The organism is Tractidigestivibacter sp., assembly GCF_050946515.1.
GTDB lineage: Bacteria > Actinomycetota > Coriobacteriia > Coriobacteriales > Atopobiaceae > Tractidigestivibacter.
The window spans coordinates 155,609-173,593 of the sequence record NZ_JBMNUX010000001.1 but is presented as its reverse complement, the minus strand read 5'-3'; the positions used below and the strand labels follow the sequence as shown (position 1 = coordinate 173,593).

Here is a 17,985-nt window from a genome sequence, read left to right as displayed (position 1 = left end):
TGGCAAGCATGCCACAGTGTCCGATTTCGTGCATTTTATACGAAAAAATTTGCCGAATACATGCTGATGACCCCAATGGGGTGCAAACGGCACGCGCAAGAATTTTGGCTAACGAGAGGGTGCGAATCATTCGTAGCACAACAAGAGGAAGGAGCCTCCGTCATGGCAGAGGAGCATCGAATAAAACACGAGGGGCTGGTTGTCACGGCAATCATCCTCACGAGCTTCTGCTACATGCACGACATGGTCATCATCCCGGCAGTCAATTCCATCTACGAGCAGTTTGCCGACTCCCCAGGGCTTGCAAACTTCATCGTCTCCGGCCCTGCTGGCGTGATGATCATCACCGAGCTTCTCACCCCGCGCATGCTTCGCCACGTGGGAAAGAAGCGCCTCATGACCATCGCGATGGTCGTCTTCGCCTTTGCCTCGATCTTCGGTGCGGCAATCGTGGACCCCGTCTACATGGCAGTCGCTCGTGGCATTGTCGGCGCTGCGGTCGGCGTCATCGCCACCGTTCCCCTGACGCTGATTAGCGAGCTCTACGAGGACGAAGGCAAGCGCAGCTGGCTCATGGGCCTCTACAACGCAGGCATGACGGGCATCGGCTTCGTCTTGGGCATCCTGTCTGGCTACGTCGCATCATCTGGCTGGCAGGGCTGCTTCCGGCTGTATTGGATAACCGTCCCCATCCTTGTCCTGTGGGTGCTCGTCATGCCCGAGACGGGCAAGGACAGCGCCGGCGAGCAAGAGGCGAAGCGCGAGCGCTTCCCCATGGGCGGCTTCGTCAAGCTGCTGGTCGTCTTCTTCCTGATTGGCGTCTTCTACGCAATCATCTACTACCAGATATCCGTCTACGTAAGCGAGCAGCAGATTGGCGACGAGATGCTTGCGGGCACGCTCTCATCGCTCGGGACGCTCGGCGGCTTTGTGATCTCGTTTCTGTTCGGGGGGATCTTCAAGCGCATCCAGGAGCGGAGCTTCGGCGTCGGCTGCCTCGCTCTTGCAGCGTCAATCTTGATCCTGTACCTCTTCCCAAGCGTTGCTGGATCAATGATCGCGACGTTTCTCATCGGAGCTGCATGGGGCTTCATCTACACGGCCTTCACGATGGACCTCACGACCGTGGTGCCTCAGTCGTTCGTCAACACGTCCGTGAGCGTGGGCCTGGCGGTCGCTGGCCTGTGCATGTTCGCCTCGACCTACGTCACGACCCTGCTCCAGATGATTACGGGGAGCTCGACGATAAGCAGCATCCTGCCCATCGGGGTCGTCGTCAGCGCTCTGTGTGGCGTCATCACGCTCGTCTCTCCGCCCAAGGCCTCGGCGTCAGAGGCCGCCTCTTAGGCGAAAGCGGCTCATGAAGAGCCGAACGCATAGCAAGTCGCTGTTGATATTGATGGGAAATTCTTGACAACAAGGAGGAACTGCAATGCCAAACGACAAGACCACGAAATTCGTCAATCCGGACTACATCCCGTTCGATGAGAACGTGGCGCTCTACCGAGCCTACTCGGATCCTTCCGTCAATGACATCTACCTCTCCCCGTGGACGTTCACGGGCTGGAAGGACGAGACGATGTCTTGGAAGAAGACCTGCTACCTCGGCGCCGTGCTGGCCCCCTGCCTGCACGCCGTTATCTCCGGCCCCGACTCTGTGACCTTCCTGAAGAAGTACTTCGTCAACGGCTTCGAGAAGTTCCGCGTTGGTTCGGGCCGTCACGGCATCATCTGCAACAACGACGGGCAGATCATTGGCGACGGCGTGATGCTTCGGACCGACGAGCAGCGCTTCGAGACCTTCTTCATCAGCCCGGCCGTCGACTTCTGCGCAAGCAAGGAGCAGGGCAAGCTCGACTTCACCTTCGAGAACGACTCGGGCAAGGTCTTCATGTTCCAGCTTGGCGGCCCGCGCTCCCTGGAGATCGTCGAGAACGCCTGCGAGGAGGACCTCCACGACCTCAAGTTCATGAAGTTCCGCACCGCGACGATTGCAGGGCACAAGGTCCGCATCCTGCGCATGGGCATGGCGGGCACGCTCTCCTACGAGGTCCACGGGCACATGGAGGACGCACAGGACGTCTACACGAAGCTCTACGAGGTCGGCAAGCCCTACGGCATCCGTCGACTTGGCTGGCAGGCATATAACTACTGCAACCACACCGAGAACGGATTCCCGCAGTTCTACTATCACTACGCCTATCCTTGGCACAAGGACAAGGAGTTCTGCGACTGGATGGGCGTCCCGCAGGAGCCGGCGCAGGTCATCAAGGGCAGCCTGAAGCCCGAGGACCAGGACCTCGTGTACGTCACCCCCTACGACAACGGTTGGGGCAGCCGCGTGAAGTTCGACCATGACTTCCAGGGCCGCGCCGCGCTCGAGAAGGCCTATGAGGAGCAGCCGAGGACGACCGTCACCCTCGAGTGGAACGACGAGGACGTCATCGACCTGTTCGCCTCGCTCTTCCGCGACGTCACCTACGACACGCCCGACCTGCCCTACTACGAGACCGTCACCTCGAGCGACCCGCTCAACGCCGACGAGGTGCGCGACGCCGAGGGCAACCTCGTAGGCATCTCAACCGGGCGCGTCTACACCTACTACTACAAGAAGATGATCTCCCTCTGCACCCTCAAGAAGGAGTACGCGACCGAGGGCACGGAGCTCTACATCACCTGGGGCGAGATTGGCCATCCCCAGAAGAAGATTCGCGCGAAGGTCGCTCGTCTCCCCTACTTCAACGTCGACCGCAACAACAGCTTTGACGTGGAGCAGGTGCCTCACTACAAGAAGCAGTAGCTTCGCCAGATCAAGACTGGGCCGACAGCCCTGAGCCGGGCGGAAGGAATCGTGCCTTCCGCCCGGCTTGCGCATGCCCCAACGTTTTTCGACATGCATCTCATTGAGAAGAACGGGCAACGCGTGCTTCTTCACACGTTGCCCCCACGGCTAGAGGCGCGCCTTGAGAGAAGAGAGAACTCTACTCTTTGCTCGGCCCGGGAATGCAGCCCTCGACGGAATAACTGAACGGCCTCATCTGGGCGTTCAGCAGCGAGCCGCCATTGACGTCAATCGTGACGCCATCCATGAAATCGCTCATCGGCGTGCAGAGGGCATAGCAAACGAGCGCAACCTGATCGGGGTTGAATGCGACGGGCATGGGGTCTTCTTTGCGACGCTGCGCCTTGAAGGCGGCGTACTCATCGCCGTACTTCTTGGCATTCTCCCTGCCGTTATAGAGGGCGCCATAGGTGAACATGCCACCAGGGGCGACGCAGTTCACGTGGATGCCGTACTGCTTGAGCTCGGCCGCGGCGCCCGTGGTGAGCGAGACGACCCCGCCCTTTGCGGCCTGATAGTAGGTGTTCATGACCGCACCACGAAGGCCCTCGCCAGCGTGCGCCGCGCTCGAGACGAAGACCATGCGTCCTGGCCTCTTGTTGGCAACCATCCAGCGCGCCGCAGCCTGGGCAATGAAGTAGGTGCCCTTCAGGTCAAGGTCCAGGACGTGATCGTAGATGGCCTCGTCGAGGTCGAGAAACGCAATCTCGTCCCAAACGCCAGCGGAGGTAACAAGGATGTCGATGCCGCCATAGGTCTTGACCGCAAAGTCGACTGCGCCATAGCAGTCGGCGACCTTGGTGACGTCAGTCAGGCAGAAGCTGACCTCATAGCCGAGGGCCTTGAAGTCCTCGACGGCCTTCTGACCGTGCTTATCGCTGTGAGAGGCGATGACGACCTTTGCGCCCGCCTCGGCGAGACGGTTGACGATGTTGTAGCCAAGACCGGTAGCTCCGGCCGTCACGATGGCCACCTTGCCCTCGAGCCCCTTGACGAAGACCTCTTCGAGCGGCTTGCACTGCCCCAAGGTCATCCTCGCGAGGTCGTCGGGATTGGGCATCTGACGAACCTTGTTCCACTGCCCGCGCGACATCTTGTCGAGGTCGTCGGAACTTGGCTTCTGACTTACTTGCTCCTGATCTGCCATCACTGCCTCCGCCTTCCTTACGGCTCTTGTCGCGCGCCGCAGAAGCAGTGAAGCCCCTGCGGCGCAACGGGTACTAGCCCTCGAACTTGTCCATCATGTCCTTGAACTTCTCGAGCTCCTGAGGATCCATGTGATAGCCGTGCTTCTCCTCGGGGTAGTTGCCCTCTCGAACGTCCTCGAGCCAGCCCATATAGGCCTCGCACAGGAACGGAAGCAGCTGCGCATAGGACTTGGAGTGCGACGCGGGCTTCGGCATGACTCCGAAGGTGTCCATGTCGACCATCTCGGAGCCGTCGCAGGGAGCGCCGCCGGCGATGGAGACCACGGGCACGCGCAGCTTCTCGGCGATTGCCTGGCTGACCTCCTTCGGCGTGAGCTCGATGGTCATGCCACCCATGCCGTTCTCCTGGTACTCGTAGCCCCACATGAAGATGCGGAAGGCGTCCTCTGCGGTCTTGCCGACGCGCTTGTAGCCAGTGGCGTTGGTCTGCCAGCCAGAGATGGCGCCGATGTGACCGTAGGTCGGGACGTAATTGTCGCTCATGTGCTTCAGGACGTCATTAGTGATGCCCATCGGAAGCATCGAGTCGGCGCCGTCGAAGACCCACTCTGCGCCATAACGGACGGCGTTGTCCTTGGTCGCGTAGGTCGCGACAGGCATATAGAAGTTGATGTGAATGATCTTGGTGTACTCGCGGAACTTGCGAATCGTGTAGCCGCAGCACAGAAGCTCGTCCTCGGTGTTGTAGGCGGTACGCATGCTGAGCATCTGCGGGATGCGGCAGATGTCGCAGCCGACCATCTCGGCGGCCATTGCGAAGAAGGGCCCTAGCTCGGCGGGGCACATCTGGACAATCTTCTCGCCGTTGTCCTTCATCTTCTGAAGGTACGCGAGGTTCTTCCTGCTCTTCGATGCAGTTGACATCTTGATGTTAGCATGCTCATTGTCTGCCATGAGTTGTTCCTTTCAGGGTTGCTATCTTGCCTCCGTCAGAGCCAGCGTCCTTACGCGTCCAGCGCGTCAAGGCGGCTGCAGATCTCATTGACAACGTCCTTGCTGAGACCGGTCTGCGGGAACTTGAGCAGGGTCTTCATCTTCATTCCCTTCACGGGCCCGAGCTCGGGGTTGCTCACGAAGCCCGGGACGTACTCGTCGATGATCGCGACGGCGCGCTCGTCCTCGAGAATCTCGCTAAGCTTGCTCTCGCTGCTGATAGCCATTGCTAATCCTCCTTCTGTCTGTGAACCACTACATTGCTTGCATCTCTCGCCTTGCCTTCGGCGAGCAAAGCCCTTGGGAATGCCTAGGCGTGAAGTCCGCCCTCAATCTCGTAACTCCAAGGCTTGGCCTGGAAGCTGAGACCGGCCCCGCCGTCGACGTCGATTGTCTTTCCGTACATGAAGTCGGAGACGCCCGTGCACATGATCAGGACAACGCGAGCAACGTCGTCGGGAGAGGTTGCAACAGGAGTGATGCCGCCGCCAGCCATCTGGTCAGCCTGCCACTGCTGCCCATAGCGCTCCACGGTGCCCGTGCAGTTCTCGATTGCTCCCGGCGTGATCATGCCGCCAGGGGCAACGCAGTTGACGTTGATGCCGTACTGCTTGAGCTCCTTGGCAATGCCGAGAGTCATGCCCACGACGCCGGCCTTGGCAGTGTTGTAGGGAGTCATCATTGCGAGGTTCGCCATGTCCTCGCCGCGATAGGCGACGGACGCGATGGTCACGACCTTTCCGCCGTGCTTGGCCTTCACCATCGAACGGGCGGCTGCCTGGATGAGGAAGTATTGGCCCTTTTGGTCAGTGTCAACGATGCGGTCGTAGAGCTCCTCGTCCACGTCGAGGAAGGCGCGCGCCTCCCAGGTTGCCGCCACCGGCACAACGATGTCGACGGAGCCAAAGGTCTGCTCGGCAAAGTCGACGAGCGCGCGGCAGTCCTCGATCTTAGTCACGTCCGTTTGCTTGAAGGCGACGTCCTCATAGCCGCGCTCCTTCAGCGCGTCAATCGCCATGTCGCCCCACTCCTGCGTGCGAGAGCCAAAGACGACCTTCGCGCCCGCCTCTGCCAGACGATTGATGACATAAAGCGCAAGGCCGACGCTTCCCGAGACGACAGCAACCTTGCCGTTGAGGTCGATGACCTCTTTCATGGGGGCTACGTCCTCAAGCCCGCTCGCAGACATTTCGAACAGGGTTTCCTTGTCCATAGCTGCTCCTCCTTTGCCCAATGCCAGCGCTTTTCCAACGCGTCTGACTCGAGTTTATGGACGGCAATTTGGAGGAACAATTCGCAGAAGTTGGCATTTAAGGTACGCATATTTAGGTATCGAAAATGCAATAACTTTTTATTATTGAAAACATGCGAGAAGAGCTCTCCAATCTCTTGGGAAGCCCTCGATAATCGGCTTGGTTGGCCTCAGCAACCAGAGGCGTCCGATTGTTCGACTGCCCAATCGACGAGCTTCTGAGTTATGACTTCGCGAGAGAGCATAGATAGGTCGTCCCCGAAGAACTTGCGGACGGCATCCACCGTGGTCCCCGTGACCCTTGCCATCTCCTCGGCCTTAGCCGCAAGTTCCTCTTTTGACGCACTCAGATGGAGCCGATCTTGCAAGGCGCGCAGCACGAGAGGCTCCTTCGCCTCGAAGAGCGCCGCGCGCTCAAGCGCCTCCTCTTGCTCGGCAAGCTCCCGCGAGGGGAAGACGTGCGCATCTCCGCCTGAAAGCCGGTCGTATTGCATGCGATGGCGAAGGTCAAGCTCAATGAAGCTGCGCTCGCTCTCGATGACCTCCGGGGGCACCTCGATGTCGTAGTTCTCGACAAAGCCATGCCATGCCTCTTCTCGCGTCATGAGCAATGCACCCGCCTCTCGATCAGCTGCTTGATGCTCGCGTCGACCTGGTCTCCCGAAACCACGCCGGCTTCTACCCCAAGTACGGTTGATGCGACGGAGAAGGCCGACCCCTGCGCCGCAAGCGTCACCTTGAGCGGGTCGATGATGCCCCTTTGGATCATGTCGACGTAGCTTGCGGTGCTCGCATCGTAGCCATAGCGCGGGCCGAGCTCGCGCACGCGGTGCTCGACGACGCCAGCGATGCGCCCCGCGTTGCGCACGATCTGGCGCTGCGGCTCCAAGCAGGCGTCGAGCGCGATGCGCGCGCCTGTGCGCTCGTCGCCGACCAGCTCGCCCACCCCATGCTCGACGGATGCCACGGCATGCACCAAGGCCGCGCCGCCGCCGGGCAAGATCCCACCATCCAGGGCTGAGCGCGCAGCGTTCGTTGCGTCTTCTACGAGCATCTGCCGCTGGCGCTGCTCCGCCTCGGTCGTGCCTCCAACCTTGATGGTGGCGATACCTGAGACGAAGCGCGCGAGGCGCTCTGCGTGGCGCTTGCGATTGAACTCGTAGTCGGTATTGTTCGCAAGATAGCGCAGCTCCTTCACGCGCTCGGCGATTGCCGCAGGGTCACCCTTGCCGCCAAAGATAGTTGTGCGCTTGCCTTGCACGCGCACGCGCTCGGCCGCCCCCAGCTCCTCGCGCGTCACGTCGCGAAGCGCGACGCCCTGCTCTTCGGTCATGTAGGTGGCTCCGGTCTGGACGGCGATATCCTGCATCCGCCAGCGTCTGCCCTCTCCGTATCCAGGGGCAAGAACGCAGGCAACGTTCATGTCCCCCTGGCGCTTGTTCTCTACGAGAAGCCCAAGGACCTCGTCGCCGACCCCGTCGCAGACGACGAGCATGTCGCGGCCATCCTCGGCGGCGCATATGAGCGCTGGGATGATCTCCTGAGGATTCTCGAGCTTCTTGTCGGTAAGCAAGATGTAGGGGTCGCTGAGCTCTGCTTTCATGCCAGAGGAATCCGTAGCCAGATGGGGCGAGAGCAGCCCGCGGTCGATAACGATGCCCTCGGCTACCTCGAGCGCGGTGTCAGCCCGCTGCCAATCGTCGACTGCGACAACCCCCTCGCGGCCGACCTTCTCGAACGCGTCGCCTACCATGGCGCCAATCTTCTCGTCACGGCACGAGACGGTTGCGACGCGCGCAAGGTCGGAGGCGTCGGTCACTGGCGTCGCATCGGCGCGCAACGAATCCTGAACCCAAGCTCCCGCCTTGTCGACGCCCCTCCGGAGCTCGATCGGGTCAGCCCCTGCAGCTACGCATCTGAGCGCACCGGCAAGAAGCGCCTGGGCGATGACGATGGCCGTGGTAGTCCCGTCGCCCGCAACGTCGTTTGCCTTGATTGCGGCCTCTCGGACGAGCCGGGCGCCTGTCTCTTGGACGGGGTCGCGCAAGACGATGCTGCGCGCTACCGTGACCCCGTCGTTTGTCACGAGCACGGGCGCATCCGGACGGGCGCGGTCAGAGTATTCAGAGCCGCGGACGTTCGCCTTCTGGTGCATGGCGACGTACCGCCCATATGGCCCTAGCGTCACCTTCACCGCATCTGCCAGAGCATTCACCCCGGCTAGCAGCGAGTTCCGCGACTCGTCTCCGATGAGGGTATGGCACCAACCCATGAGCAACGCCTCCTGCGACACGTTATTTTCCGAGCATGCGGACGAGCAGCTCTTGGCGACTTCCGACGCCGAGCTTCTGGTAGATGTGGCTGATGTGCTTGTTCGTGGTCCCTTGCGAGATGCACAGAATGCGCGCGATGTTGGAGGGCTTGACGCCTTGGCACAAGAGGTCGAGCACCTCTTTCTCGCGCGGCGAGAGCGTTTCTGCCCCGCGCATTCCGTCCCAGATTCGCACCTGGCCCTCAGGCCTCACGAAGAGGTTCTTATAGAGGTTGTTCAAGTGCATGGTCGTGACCTCGACGGTCCTGAGCTCGGTGACCGTATAGGGGCTTCCTGACGTTCTGTCGAGCGAGAAGATGGTCGCGGGGTTGCCGTACAAGTCGCAGAGCCAGAACGACATCGTCTGCTTGAGGCCGAGAGGCTTAATGTAGTCGGTGAAGAAGGTCCCGGACTTCTCGGAGAAATCCTTCCAGCTGATGAGATTGACTGTCGGCACTGCCCTGCTCTCGCGGACATCCATGTCCAAGGAGAAGGGGGCTGCGCCGGAATCGTGCGAGAAGTAGTCCAAGTAGAGCTTGCTCATCTTCTTGGGAATGTTGCTGAAATAGCTTCTCACGACGTTGCGATTGCCGTCGAGCATAAGCACGACTCCTCCGTCAAAGCGCACGAGCGAGTGCATTTCCTCGAGCACCTTGACGCTGAAGCGATATGGATTGCGCACCTCCCCGCAAGCCAACAAGCAATCGCTGATTTTCTCCCAAGGAAGGGCTGTCTGCATGTCATCGACTTCTCCCAACGGCTAAGGTCGCCGAACGAATCCCCGATGTCAGACTTCCATCCTATCTTCCAGTTTGAAGACGCATATACCTATTTTTAGGCATAGTTGCGTACGTCGATGAACTTCGGGCGCAGTTCAAAGGCAAGAGGGGCGACCGCCTCCCGAGCAGCGCGAGCTGCATTGCGTCAGAAAGCGGTCGCCGGTCTACCTTTCTCGAATGGGCAATAGCTGGATTGTGAGAAGCCAGGGCCTATCAGAAGCCCCAGTCGCGTCCGAGGAACGCCTTGACCTGCTCGGGAGTGGCGGGATATGCCGGCAGCGCCGTGACGTCGTCCCTGCGGTGGTCCTCCTTGAAGCGAAGCGGGGCCACGGTTGCGTGCACGACCTTCTGGCGCCCGCCGGGGTCGCCATAGACGACGGCCACGCGGGTGCCGGGCTCGGCGTACTCCTTGTCGATGACCGTTGAGCAGAAGTAGCAGCGGTACCACGGGCTGTACATGTTGCGCGAGGTGTGACCGATGACGCGGTTCTCGCGGTCGATGACCTTGTCGCTGTAGGTGAACGACACCGGGAAGTGCGGGATCTCGATCAGGCGGTAGGGCTTCTCGCCGCGCTCGAAGAGCGACGCGTAGATGTCGATGACGTCCTGGGAGTCCCAGACGAGGCTGCGGCAGACGCGCTTGGGGTTCTCCGCCTCGGCCATGAGGGCCTCCTTGCCCAGGTAGTCATGGTCGAACTTGCACATGCGGCCCTCGCCCATCTCGGTGGGGCTCATGTAGAGGTCCTCGACGCGGTCGTACTCGAAGGAGCCGGAGCGCTTCATCATGGCGTTGTAGAAGCCGGGGACGTAGTCCTCCATCCAGGTGCGGAACTCCTTGTCCTCGGGGGACTCGCTCATGACGGCGGGAAGGTAGTCGCAGTAGGTCTGCAGGAAGCCGGACTCGACCTCCTGGGTGAGGCCGCCCTTTCCGCCGTACTCGACAAGTCCAAAGCCCTTGCCGGCCTCGACGAGCGCGGCTTGTACCTTCTCGTTGTACTCGATGGGACCCTGGAACTCGTAGCCAATCTCTGCGCTCATGGACTGGCGGATGCAGCGGCACTTGACGCCGTCGATGGTGACGTAGCGGTAGTGCATGAACGCAAGGTCGCGCAGGCTCTCGCCGCACGCCTTCTCGGCGATGTAGAGAGAGGTGGGGCCCGAGACGGACCAGCTGAACTCCTGCAGAAGCTCGGTCTTGACGTCAAGGCCGCTCTTGTCGGCAACGTACTTCACCCACAGGGCGTGAGGGCCGCCGGTGAAGACGTAGGAGTTCTCGGCGTCGTGGATGAAGATGCCGTTGATGATGACCTTGCCGTCCTTGTTGCAGAAGATGCCGTGCTTGACCTTGCCGACGGTGTAGTTCTTGAAGGTGTTTGCGCAGTAGCGCATGAGCACCTTCTCGGCGTCGGGGCCGTACACGTGGACGCGCACCAGCGCGTTCCAGCTGCCGAGAATGGCGGTCTTGTGGAAGGCCTGCGCGTCCTCGAACCAGCCGTGCTCGGACTCCTCCGGGCCGGTGAGCATCTGGCTCTCCCACCACTTGCCTTGCGGCCTGCTGTTCATCATCTCGAGAACAGTCGTCTTGCTCCAGTCGGTCTTGATAGGTGCCTCTGGCATGACAATCTCCTCCGTTCGTCTTTGAACAATGATTGAAACGACCCGCTTGATGCGAGCTCTACTCGAAGTGATCGCGGGCAGCCGGCGCGGGATAGCCAGGGCGCGGCACGCTCTCCATGTCGAATGTGCGGTTGGAGAGGTGGTTGTTGTACGGGAAGCGCGTGACCTTGGCGCGCACGACCTTCTGGCGGTAGTCCGGGGTGCCCCAGACGATGCCGACCTCGGTGCCCTCCTCGGAGTAGTTGATGTCGATGGCGCACAGCGACAGCGTGGTGCGGAAGAACGCGTCATGGGTCCTGTGGGTGGAGATGCCGATGTGGTTGCCCTCGCCGTCGAGCACCCAGTCGGCGTGCAGGGACTGCGTCCCCGTCTCGAAGCCGTCGCACGGCAGGTCCATGGGCATGTAGGGCTCTCGGTCGGAGAACTGCGAGCGGTAGATGTCCGCCAGGTCGTCGGGGTTCCACTCGAGCGTGACCATCTTCTTGGTGGGGTTCGCGGCGATCTTCTCGAGGGCTGCCTTGCCGGGGAACTCGTGGTTGAACTTCACGACGTTGGCGCAGCCGTACTCGATGGGGTTGGCAAAGAGCCCCTGGTGAGGCCCATCGTAGGAGCCCACGATGGGGATGGCTAGGCCGGCGATGGCGTTCTGCTGGCGCATGGCCTCCTGGTAGCCGGGGTCGTCCATGATGGCGTTCAGGTAGTGCATGCCGTACTGGAGGAAGCCGCCGGGGGTGTGGTTCATCGTGTAGGCGCGGGCGCCCATGCGGCGGATGCCGTACTTCTGACCGACCTCGAGGATGCGCTTGTAGACGTAGTTGGCGTCCTCGACGTTGCCAGAGATTTCATAGCCAATCGAGCCAGTCATGCCAAAGCGGTAGAGGCGCACGGGGCGGCCGTCCACGTCGGCGTTCGTGAGGTAGCAGTACTTGAGGTCGTGCAGGTCGCACTTGCAGAGCTCCTCGAACATGGGAAGCGTGTTCTTGCCGGACGTCTGCATCATGAAGCGCTTTTGGGTGACGTCCTCGACCGTCATGTCGTAGTCAGCGCCGTCGCGAGCGTAGATGTAGGGCAGCGTCATCAGGCACTGGGCCTCGAACTCCTGCTCGCCAAGGCGGTAGAGGATGCCCTGCATGATCATGTTGCCGTCGTCGTTGCACATGATGGCCTGCTTGGCGCGACCAATCGGCCACTTCTTGAAGCCGTTGACCATGTGGTCCTCAAAGAAGCGGATAGCGTCGGGACCGGTGATGCGAAGGACCGGAGGCGCGGGCGACAGGTAGTTGGAGATGGAGACGGTCTCGTGCTTCGCGATTCCCTCGTCGCGCCATCCGGTGAACTCCAGCTCTGCAAAGCACCCGGGAGCCGGCCAGTTCGCCTGAAGCGGAATCTGCTCGTTCCACGTGGGATAGGTCGTCGGGTAGTGCATCAGGGGCTTGGCCTGAAAGTCAAAGTCGAGGTTAATGGGTCTGCTCTGCTTGAATGATGCGTCTGTCATGGAATAGCTCCTCTCGTTGGCGGGCTTCTTGCCGTCGAGAAGAGCGTAGTTTGGGCTGCTTCGGCGTTCATCTTTGCCGCTCGCCAAAGTTCGAGACGGGCTTTGTGCACTGTTGACGGAAGCGACAGCGAGCGGCAGATCTTCCGAGCTAGGCGGTCTTTCAATATGTGCGAATCACGGAGCGCGAGCTACTCGCCCACCTTGCTCGAGAGCAGCCGGAGCCCCTTCTCGTCAAAGGAGCCATGAGCATGGAACAGCAGCGTGGACAGGCATGGGATCAGCAGGGAATACTCGTTGGAATCGCGCACGTCCAGATCGAAGAGCTCGCGGACGCGGTCAAGGCGATACACGAGCGTGTTCCGGTGCACGTTCAGTGTCTGGCAGGCCTTTGAGACGTTGCCGTTGTGGCGAACCACCTCGCCAATGGAGCGCAGGTAGTCGGTCTGGTGAGCGGCATCGTAGCGAAGGATCCTTATCAGCCGAGGGTCGACGAGGTCCTCAATCTCAAGACGCTCGCTGACGATTTCGGCGATGTCGGAGTTCACCAGGTCGCAATAGCGGTAACTGCCTGCGGTCCCTACGGTGTCACGCCCCATGCTGAGGGCTCTGCCCGCCTGGTAGCTTGCGTGGCGAAGGTTCCCAAGGTCAAAGAAGGGGTAGCTCATTCCAGCGCAAAGCCCGTCCTGTTGGAGCATTTTGTCAAGGGACTCCCGAGCCGAGGCGCTCTCGTAGGGCCCCTCGCCCGAGTATCCCAAAAGCGCCACCACATGGCTTCGCGTCTTCCACGTCCTGCAATTTCCGATTGTGCGCTCCAGACGGTCGCGAACCAGGCGCGAGGGAAGGTCGGGGTTCCCCTCGTCGGCGCTGCATACCTTCATGAGCAGATAGCGGTCTGACCTGCGCACTCCGACGGCTTCCGCGAGCCGCGGACCCGCCAGGCGCCCCGAATCGTCCTTTCGCATCGCGCGGCGATAGAGCATGAGCGCCTCCCGCTCGGAAGGACGCTCAGGCTCGGCTGCCTCGCGCTCGAGGAGAAGCGCCAGGCAGCGGCAGGCAAGCTGGACGACGTCAAGGTCAGATGCGTTGATGGGACGTTCGCATTCGAAAACTGCCATGAAGCCTACGATGTGGGCCTCGGAGCCGATTCGAGACTCGATGATCGCCCCATCTGAGGACGAAGCGCGGTCGATGACGGGCGCTGTCTGAGCGAAAGCTTTCTGGATGGCTGTGCGGTTTTCGAAGTAGTCGTCGTAGTTGCACTCAGAGGACATCACCACACGACGCCAGTAGTCGTGAGACTGGCCATGGTCCTCCGAACGGGCGACGATGCGATATCCCTGGTCAGCGACCATTACTGGATTGGCGAGCTCATCTGTCAGCACGTCAACGAAATGCTTCACGCTGCCTGTAAGCAGTGCGGAAAACAGTTTCTCACGCGTCACTTCCAAGTAATCGTGCTTATCCTCTGCGACTGCCATTACGTCCTCCCCGTTCAAAATGCTCTACAAAAGGAAGACTACACAGCGCCTCTAACGCACTTGCCAAAAAATCGACAAGCGTTCAATTAATTAGCGCCCATGCCCCCACACAAGTGAAATGTGCCAAGACAGATGGGCGCGGCTTACGCTGCAGCAATAGTGTGCAAGCAAAAACAGAGCCTTGGGCGGGCGCCAGAGGAAGCGACATGCGTCGAACTGCCCCTAGTGCGAATTTTCTGGCTGCCTCCGCGCCGAACTGCCCTTAGTGCAGGCCCTGCTTCCGGAGCGCGCCAGCAAGCACCTTGGGATATGCACCGGGAATGGCGTTTCCGCAGCTGCCAGTCGAAAAATATTCCTTTGAACTTTTATATCAGGCCGGCAGCAGGAAACACCGTCTGCACTAAGGGCAGTTTGGTGCAGCCGACCTCTCGGAACTCGCACTAAGGACGGTTCGGCGCATAATTTCTTGTCGATAGGATCTCCAGAAACGAGGACCGGGACCCCCTCGCGCGAAGCGTGACAAAGCGACCCCGTTCAGGAACGGCAGTGGAGGAACCCTGTGCCATCTTACTTGCCATTCGAGCCTGCACGCAGACTGCGTTGCGCCTTTTATCCTGCCGCGTGTTCCCGCTCCGCCCTCGTCAACTTGGAGTTGGACAGCGAAAGACCACGCCCGCCGTGTGTCGGCATCGACGAGCGTGGTCACTTTCCCAGTTGGCAGCTATTTACATGAAGAGCTGGGGAAAGCCCGAACTAAGCGAAGCGGTGCGGGATGGTCTCTACGTCAAACTTATCGTTGGTTACTATGTCATCGTTGTACGGCAACGGACAAACCTTGGCACGTACCCACATCTGCTTGGTTCCAGGCGTGCCCCACAGGATGCGAAGCTCGTCACCTAGCTTGATCACGCCGGGCTCTACGTAGGCAATGGAAATCATCGCATTGTAGTTGTAGGTATGGATGCGACCGGAGGTAATGCCCACCTTGCGATTACCAGAATAGACCTCGTCGGCACGGTAGTAGTACACGCCATCGACGTTGTTGCCCACGATGTCCAGGTCAGAGTCCTTTGAAATATCATCGACCTCCTGACCTCCTCGGGTATTCATCGCAGCAAAGATCTTCCCCACGTCCTCGGGGTTCCACTCAAGGGTCACGGCGGTACGCGCAGGCTTGTCAGCCATGGCTTCAAGTGCCTCGCGACCGATGAAGTCGTGGTTGAACTTTACTAGGAAGCCCCATCCCATATCATACGGGGTCACGAAGCGCTCCTGCAGATCTGTGGAGCTGCCAACCAGCTTGCGGTTAATGTTGTACATGGACAGGCTTGGGTGATCGTACATCCACTTGGTCATGTCGTCAGACGTCTCGAACCAAGGAAGCGGATAGTGCTGATGGATGTTAGAGAAGCCTGCCTCAGTGTGGTTGAACTCGTTGTAGGCAAGCATGCCCTCCTTCTCGGCACCGAACTTCTCTCCGCTCTCCCACACCTTGTCATACACGTAAGCGTAGTCTTCCATGGGACCGTGAATTTCGTAGGCAAGGCCGCCGCACATGCCTAGACGAATCACGTTGACCTTTCGACCGTCCATGTCAACCACACGACGCTTGGCAAAGCGGATGTCATGAAGGTCCTGCTGGAAGGCATCCTCCAGGATCTCCAAGCTCTTTTCGCCCTCGATCTGGATGAAGTACTCCTTGCCGGTCATGTCCTCGCCGTGGACATCGAAGCCACTTTTCTCCAGCAAGTACTGGATGGGAGGGTTGAGCCAATAGGTGCGGTAGCGATCCTCGGCGATGCGGATGACGACGCCGTCAGTGAGCTCCTGCCCCTTCTCGTTGCAGATGATGGCATGGCGCAGCCCCTTGTACTTGAGCTTGGAGAAGTCGTTCACGCAGATGGACTGCAAGAAGGCGCAAGCGTCAGGTCCCACGACGTCGTAAATCGGACTCAGCATGAGCGGTGTGCCTATCCAAGCGGTCTTACGGTAGGCGCCCGTCTCGCGCCTGAGCCCGTTGTACAGATACGGCAGCATCATGTTGCTGCCGAGTTCGATGTACAGGGTCGCTCCCCTCATCGCAGGGTTGGTCATCAGACCATTGGCACTCAACTCCCCGCCAGCGACACCGTCAACGGAAAAGTCAGTACGTCCCATCGTCACATGCCTCGCTCTCTCTATGACCGTCCGCCTCATTGCGTCCGGGTTCCGCCGCAGCGGATTGAGACCATGGTATGAATGGATGGCTAACCCTCACTTGGAGTGTTGTCACATAAAATCAGGATGAGACTCGTAAATAATTACCACCTTTATAAGGGGACGCTCATGAACTTCGACACCTACCTTCTGGAGGACCGGCTAGTCCGGTTAGCTGCAGATTCTCCCAGCAAGGAGAGGACAAAGCCGGAGCGTCTTCTCAAAAGGCCAAAAGCAACGTCCGAGAGCAGCATCACCTCACTCGACAGCGCCTCCAAGCCGCTTGGGCTTAACGGCGTCCGCCTGATGGGACCCTCGACCGACGCGTCGGAGGGCGGGCTGCTCGCAGCTGACGCGGACACGACGCTGTGCGTGGCTGACGCAGCGACGGTCATCTCGTGCGAACGCGGCTCGATTCCACCCCACCTCGCCATTGCTTGGCGCAACAAATGTGAGCTGGACGCAGCACTCGAAGCGGTGCCAGGCGGGTCAGACGTCATCTTCTCAACCGAGCCATGCGATGCCATGTCTCTAGCGAACCGAGTCTCTTCGCTTCTTGCCGAGCTCTCCGAGTGGGACGAGAGGATGCAGCTCGCAGGCGCACGCTCCCGCGATCTCATGGCCATCCTCGACGTTGGAGAGGAGCAGCTCGACAACCCCGCCGCCCTCCTCGACGAGGAGGAAGCCCTCATTGGCTATTCCGGCGATCTTCCGGAGAACGCACGCTCGACGATCTGGGGCGAGGTTCTCAAGCGAGGCTACTCACCCATGTCCTTCTTCGGGACCGACGAGCTCGAAGACATCAGACGTCAGCTCGCGGCAGAAAGCGTCGTCCTCATAACCCCCCGCCGCGGCAAAGGCAGCACCCACCTTGGCGTTAACATTGAGGTGGAAGGCACCACGCTGGGGTGCATCGCAATGGTTGACGTCACGTCCCCAATAACTCAAGGTCAGGTCTCTATTGCCATGCACGTCGCCCGGCGCATGGAGCTCCTCGCGGAAACTCTGCACTACGAGCCCCATAGACTCGACGTGGCACCCTGGTGCCTCCGCATGGTGCTCGACGGGGCTCCGCTCACCGACGGGCTTCTTCGATTCCACCTACACCGAATCGGCTGGCGGCAGGAGGACGATTTCCGTTGCCTGTGCTTCCGCATCCCGACCGAAAACGGCTCGCAAGTCGAGGTTAACTCCTATGTCGGATCACTGAAGTGCGCAATGCCCAAGGCCATCTCCATCGCCTACGAGGACGTCGTCGTCACGGTTTGGCGCGAGAAGGACTACGACGTCTCCGACCCTGCCCTCTCGCAAGCGCTCTGCGCCGACTTCCCGAAGGGGCGCGCGATCTTCGGCGTCAGCAGCTCGTTTGAAAACTTCCGCCTAGCCGCATCCGCCTACGCACAGGCGCGCAGCGCCCTCGCCATCGGAGAGCGCGTGGGTTGGACCGGCATGGTCGCCTTCGACGAGGTCTTCGACGCCCATCTCTACCAGGAGCTTGAAGGGGACACCCGACTCGGAGAGTTCATGCACCCAGCAGTTATCCACCTGATTAACACTGCGAAGCCAGATCACATTACGGATTCTCTTGAGAGCCTGTTCACGTACCTCATGTGCGGCCGAAACGTCTCGCAAGCAGCGAAGCGCCTCTACATGCACCGCAACACCCTGGAATACCACATAGACGCCATCGAGAGGTCCTTGGGCTGCGACCTCTCCGCCTGCTCAGACGACGAGCTCTTCCGCATGGCCCTTTCCTGCGTGCTCGCCATCCAGTCCCGGAGCAACCTCGTGGAGTAGCCCTCCGCCCCACACTCGCAAGCGTGAAGACGCCACAGGCGCCACGAAGGACGTCGCTTTGCTTGCAAGGCCAAGGT

14 protein-coding genes are annotated in these 17,985 nt (G+C 60.3%); 3 read left to right on the top strand and 11 right to left on the bottom strand.

Annotation, left to right across the window (positions count from 1 at the left end; genetic code table 11):
• Positions 1–162: 162 nt before the first annotated feature.
• Positions 163–1,347: an MFS transporter gene (locus tag ACOYJL_RS00710; RefSeq protein WP_433568275.1), complete on the top strand. Its 1,185-nt coding sequence runs from the start codon at positions 163–165 to the stop codon at positions 1,345–1,347.
• Between the two features lie 85 nt (positions 1,348–1,432).
• Entirely contained in the window at positions 1,433–2,800 is a 1,368-nt protein-coding gene (locus ACOYJL_RS00705) for a hypothetical protein (protein WP_433568274.1), read from the top strand.
• 181 nt (positions 2,801–2,981) lie between these two features.
• On the opposite strand, the gene ACOYJL_RS00700 is transcribed toward ACOYJL_RS00705, so the two are convergent.
• The 11 genes from ACOYJL_RS00700 to ACOYJL_RS00650 form a co-directional block, all read right to left on the bottom strand.
• Positions 2,982–3,989 (bottom strand): SDR family NAD(P)-dependent oxidoreductase, encoded by a 1,008-nt coding sequence (locus tag ACOYJL_RS00700; RefSeq protein WP_433568273.1) that lies wholly within the window; start codon positions 3,987–3,989, stop codon positions 2,982–2,984.
• 73 nt (positions 3,990–4,062) lie between these two features.
• Positions 4,063–4,944 carry a 3-methyl-2-oxobutanoate hydroxymethyltransferase gene (locus ACOYJL_RS00695; RefSeq protein ID WP_433568272.1) on the bottom strand — a complete coding sequence of 294 codons (882 nt, stop codon included), beginning with the start codon at positions 4,942–4,944 and terminating at the stop codon, positions 4,063–4,065.
• A gap of 50 nt (positions 4,945–4,994) precedes the next feature.
• Positions 4,995–5,210 (bottom strand): hypothetical protein, encoded by a 216-nt coding sequence (locus ACOYJL_RS00690; protein WP_433568271.1) that lies wholly within the window; start codon positions 5,208–5,210, stop codon positions 4,995–4,997.
• 83 nt (positions 5,211–5,293) lie between these two features.
• On the bottom strand, positions 5,294–6,196 hold the full coding sequence (locus ACOYJL_RS00685; protein WP_433568270.1) for an SDR family NAD(P)-dependent oxidoreductase: 903 nt from the start codon (positions 6,194–6,196) through the stop codon (positions 5,294–5,296).
• 209 nt (positions 6,197–6,405) lie between these two features.
• The gene (locus ACOYJL_RS00680; RefSeq protein ID WP_433568269.1) at positions 6,406–6,840 is read right to left on the bottom strand and encodes a hypothetical protein; all 435 of its coding nucleotides are present in this window, start codon (positions 6,838–6,840) and stop codon (positions 6,406–6,408) included.
• Entirely contained in the window at positions 6,837–8,507 is a 1,671-nt protein-coding gene (locus ACOYJL_RS00675) for an Hsp60 family chaperonin (protein WP_433568268.1), read from the bottom strand. Before ACOYJL_RS00675 ends, ACOYJL_RS00680 begins: the two co-directional genes overlap by 4 nt.
• A gap of 22 nt (positions 8,508–8,529) precedes the next feature.
• Positions 8,530–9,285: a response regulator transcription factor gene (locus tag ACOYJL_RS00670; RefSeq protein WP_433568267.1), complete on the bottom strand. Its 756-nt coding sequence runs from the start codon at positions 9,283–9,285 to the stop codon at positions 8,530–8,532.
• 253 nt (positions 9,286–9,538) lie between these two features.
• Positions 9,539–10,942, bottom strand: a complete 1,404-nt coding sequence (locus tag ACOYJL_RS00665; RefSeq protein ID WP_433568266.1) for a hypothetical protein — start codon at positions 10,940–10,942, stop codon at positions 9,539–9,541.
• 58 nt (positions 10,943–11,000) lie between these two features.
• On the bottom strand, positions 11,001–12,437 hold the full coding sequence (locus tag ACOYJL_RS00660; RefSeq protein ID WP_433568265.1) for a hypothetical protein: 1,437 nt from the start codon (positions 12,435–12,437) through the stop codon (positions 11,001–11,003).
• A 188-nt stretch (positions 12,438–12,625) separates the two neighbouring features.
• Positions 12,626–13,915: a PucR family transcriptional regulator gene (locus ACOYJL_RS00655; protein ID WP_433568264.1), complete on the bottom strand. Its 1,290-nt coding sequence runs from the start codon at positions 13,913–13,915 to the stop codon at positions 12,626–12,628.
• A 753-nt stretch (positions 13,916–14,668) separates the two neighbouring features.
• Positions 14,669–16,072, bottom strand: a complete 1,404-nt coding sequence (locus ACOYJL_RS00650; RefSeq protein WP_433568263.1) for a hypothetical protein — start codon at positions 16,070–16,072, stop codon at positions 14,669–14,671.
• A gap of 168 nt (positions 16,073–16,240) precedes the next feature.
• Between ACOYJL_RS00650 and ACOYJL_RS00645 the strand changes: the two genes are divergently transcribed.
• Positions 16,241–17,908, top strand: a complete 1,668-nt coding sequence (locus tag ACOYJL_RS00645; protein ID WP_433568262.1) for a PucR family transcriptional regulator — start codon at positions 16,241–16,243, stop codon at positions 17,906–17,908.
• Positions 17,909–17,985 lie beyond the last annotated feature (77 nt).

What these genes read in the sequence shown, in the direction of transcription:
- ACOYJL_RS00655 (WP_433568264.1), bottom strand. Translation starts at nt 13,915, where the DNA reads ATGGCAGTCGCAGAGGATAAGCACGATTACTTGGAAGTGACGCGTGAG.
- ACOYJL_RS00700 (WP_433568273.1), bottom strand. Translation starts at nt 3,989, where the DNA reads ATGGCAGATCAGGAGCAAGTAAGTCAGAAGCCAAGTTCCGACGACCTC.
- ACOYJL_RS00670 (WP_433568267.1), bottom strand. Translation starts at nt 9,285, where the DNA reads ATGCAGACAGCCCTTCCTTGGGAGAAAATCAGCGATTGCTTGTTGGCT.
- ACOYJL_RS00675 (WP_433568268.1), bottom strand. Translation starts at nt 8,507, where the DNA reads ATGGGTTGGTGCCATACCCTCATCGGAGACGAGTCGCGGAACTCGCTG.
- ACOYJL_RS00695 (WP_433568272.1), bottom strand. Translation starts at nt 4,944, where the DNA reads ATGGCAGACAATGAGCATGCTAACATCAAGATGTCAACTGCATCGAAG.
- ACOYJL_RS00680 (WP_433568269.1), bottom strand. Translation starts at nt 6,840, where the DNA reads ATGACGCGAGAAGAGGCATGGCATGGCTTTGTCGAGAACTACGACATC.
- ACOYJL_RS00645 (WP_433568262.1), top strand. Translation starts at nt 16,241, where the DNA reads ATGAACTTCGACACCTACCTTCTGGAGGACCGGCTAGTCCGGTTAGCT.
- ACOYJL_RS00650 (WP_433568263.1), bottom strand. Translation starts at nt 16,072, where the DNA reads ATGGGACGTACTGACTTTTCCGTTGACGGTGTCGCTGGCGGGGAGTTG.
- ACOYJL_RS00660 (WP_433568265.1), bottom strand. Translation starts at nt 12,437, where the DNA reads ATGACAGACGCATCATTCAAGCAGAGCAGACCCATTAACCTCGACTTT.
- ACOYJL_RS00665 (WP_433568266.1), bottom strand. Translation starts at nt 10,942, where the DNA reads ATGCCAGAGGCACCTATCAAGACCGACTGGAGCAAGACGACTGTTCTC.
- ACOYJL_RS00690 (WP_433568271.1), bottom strand. Translation starts at nt 5,210, where the DNA reads ATGGCTATCAGCAGCGAGAGCAAGCTTAGCGAGATTCTCGAGGACGAG.
- ACOYJL_RS00685 (WP_433568270.1), bottom strand. Translation starts at nt 6,196, where the DNA reads ATGGACAAGGAAACCCTGTTCGAAATGTCTGCGAGCGGGCTTGAGGAC.
- ACOYJL_RS00705 (WP_433568274.1), top strand. Translation starts at nt 1,433, where the DNA reads ATGCCAAACGACAAGACCACGAAATTCGTCAATCCGGACTACATCCCG.
- ACOYJL_RS00710 (WP_433568275.1), top strand. Translation starts at nt 163, where the DNA reads ATGGCAGAGGAGCATCGAATAAAACACGAGGGGCTGGTTGTCACGGCA.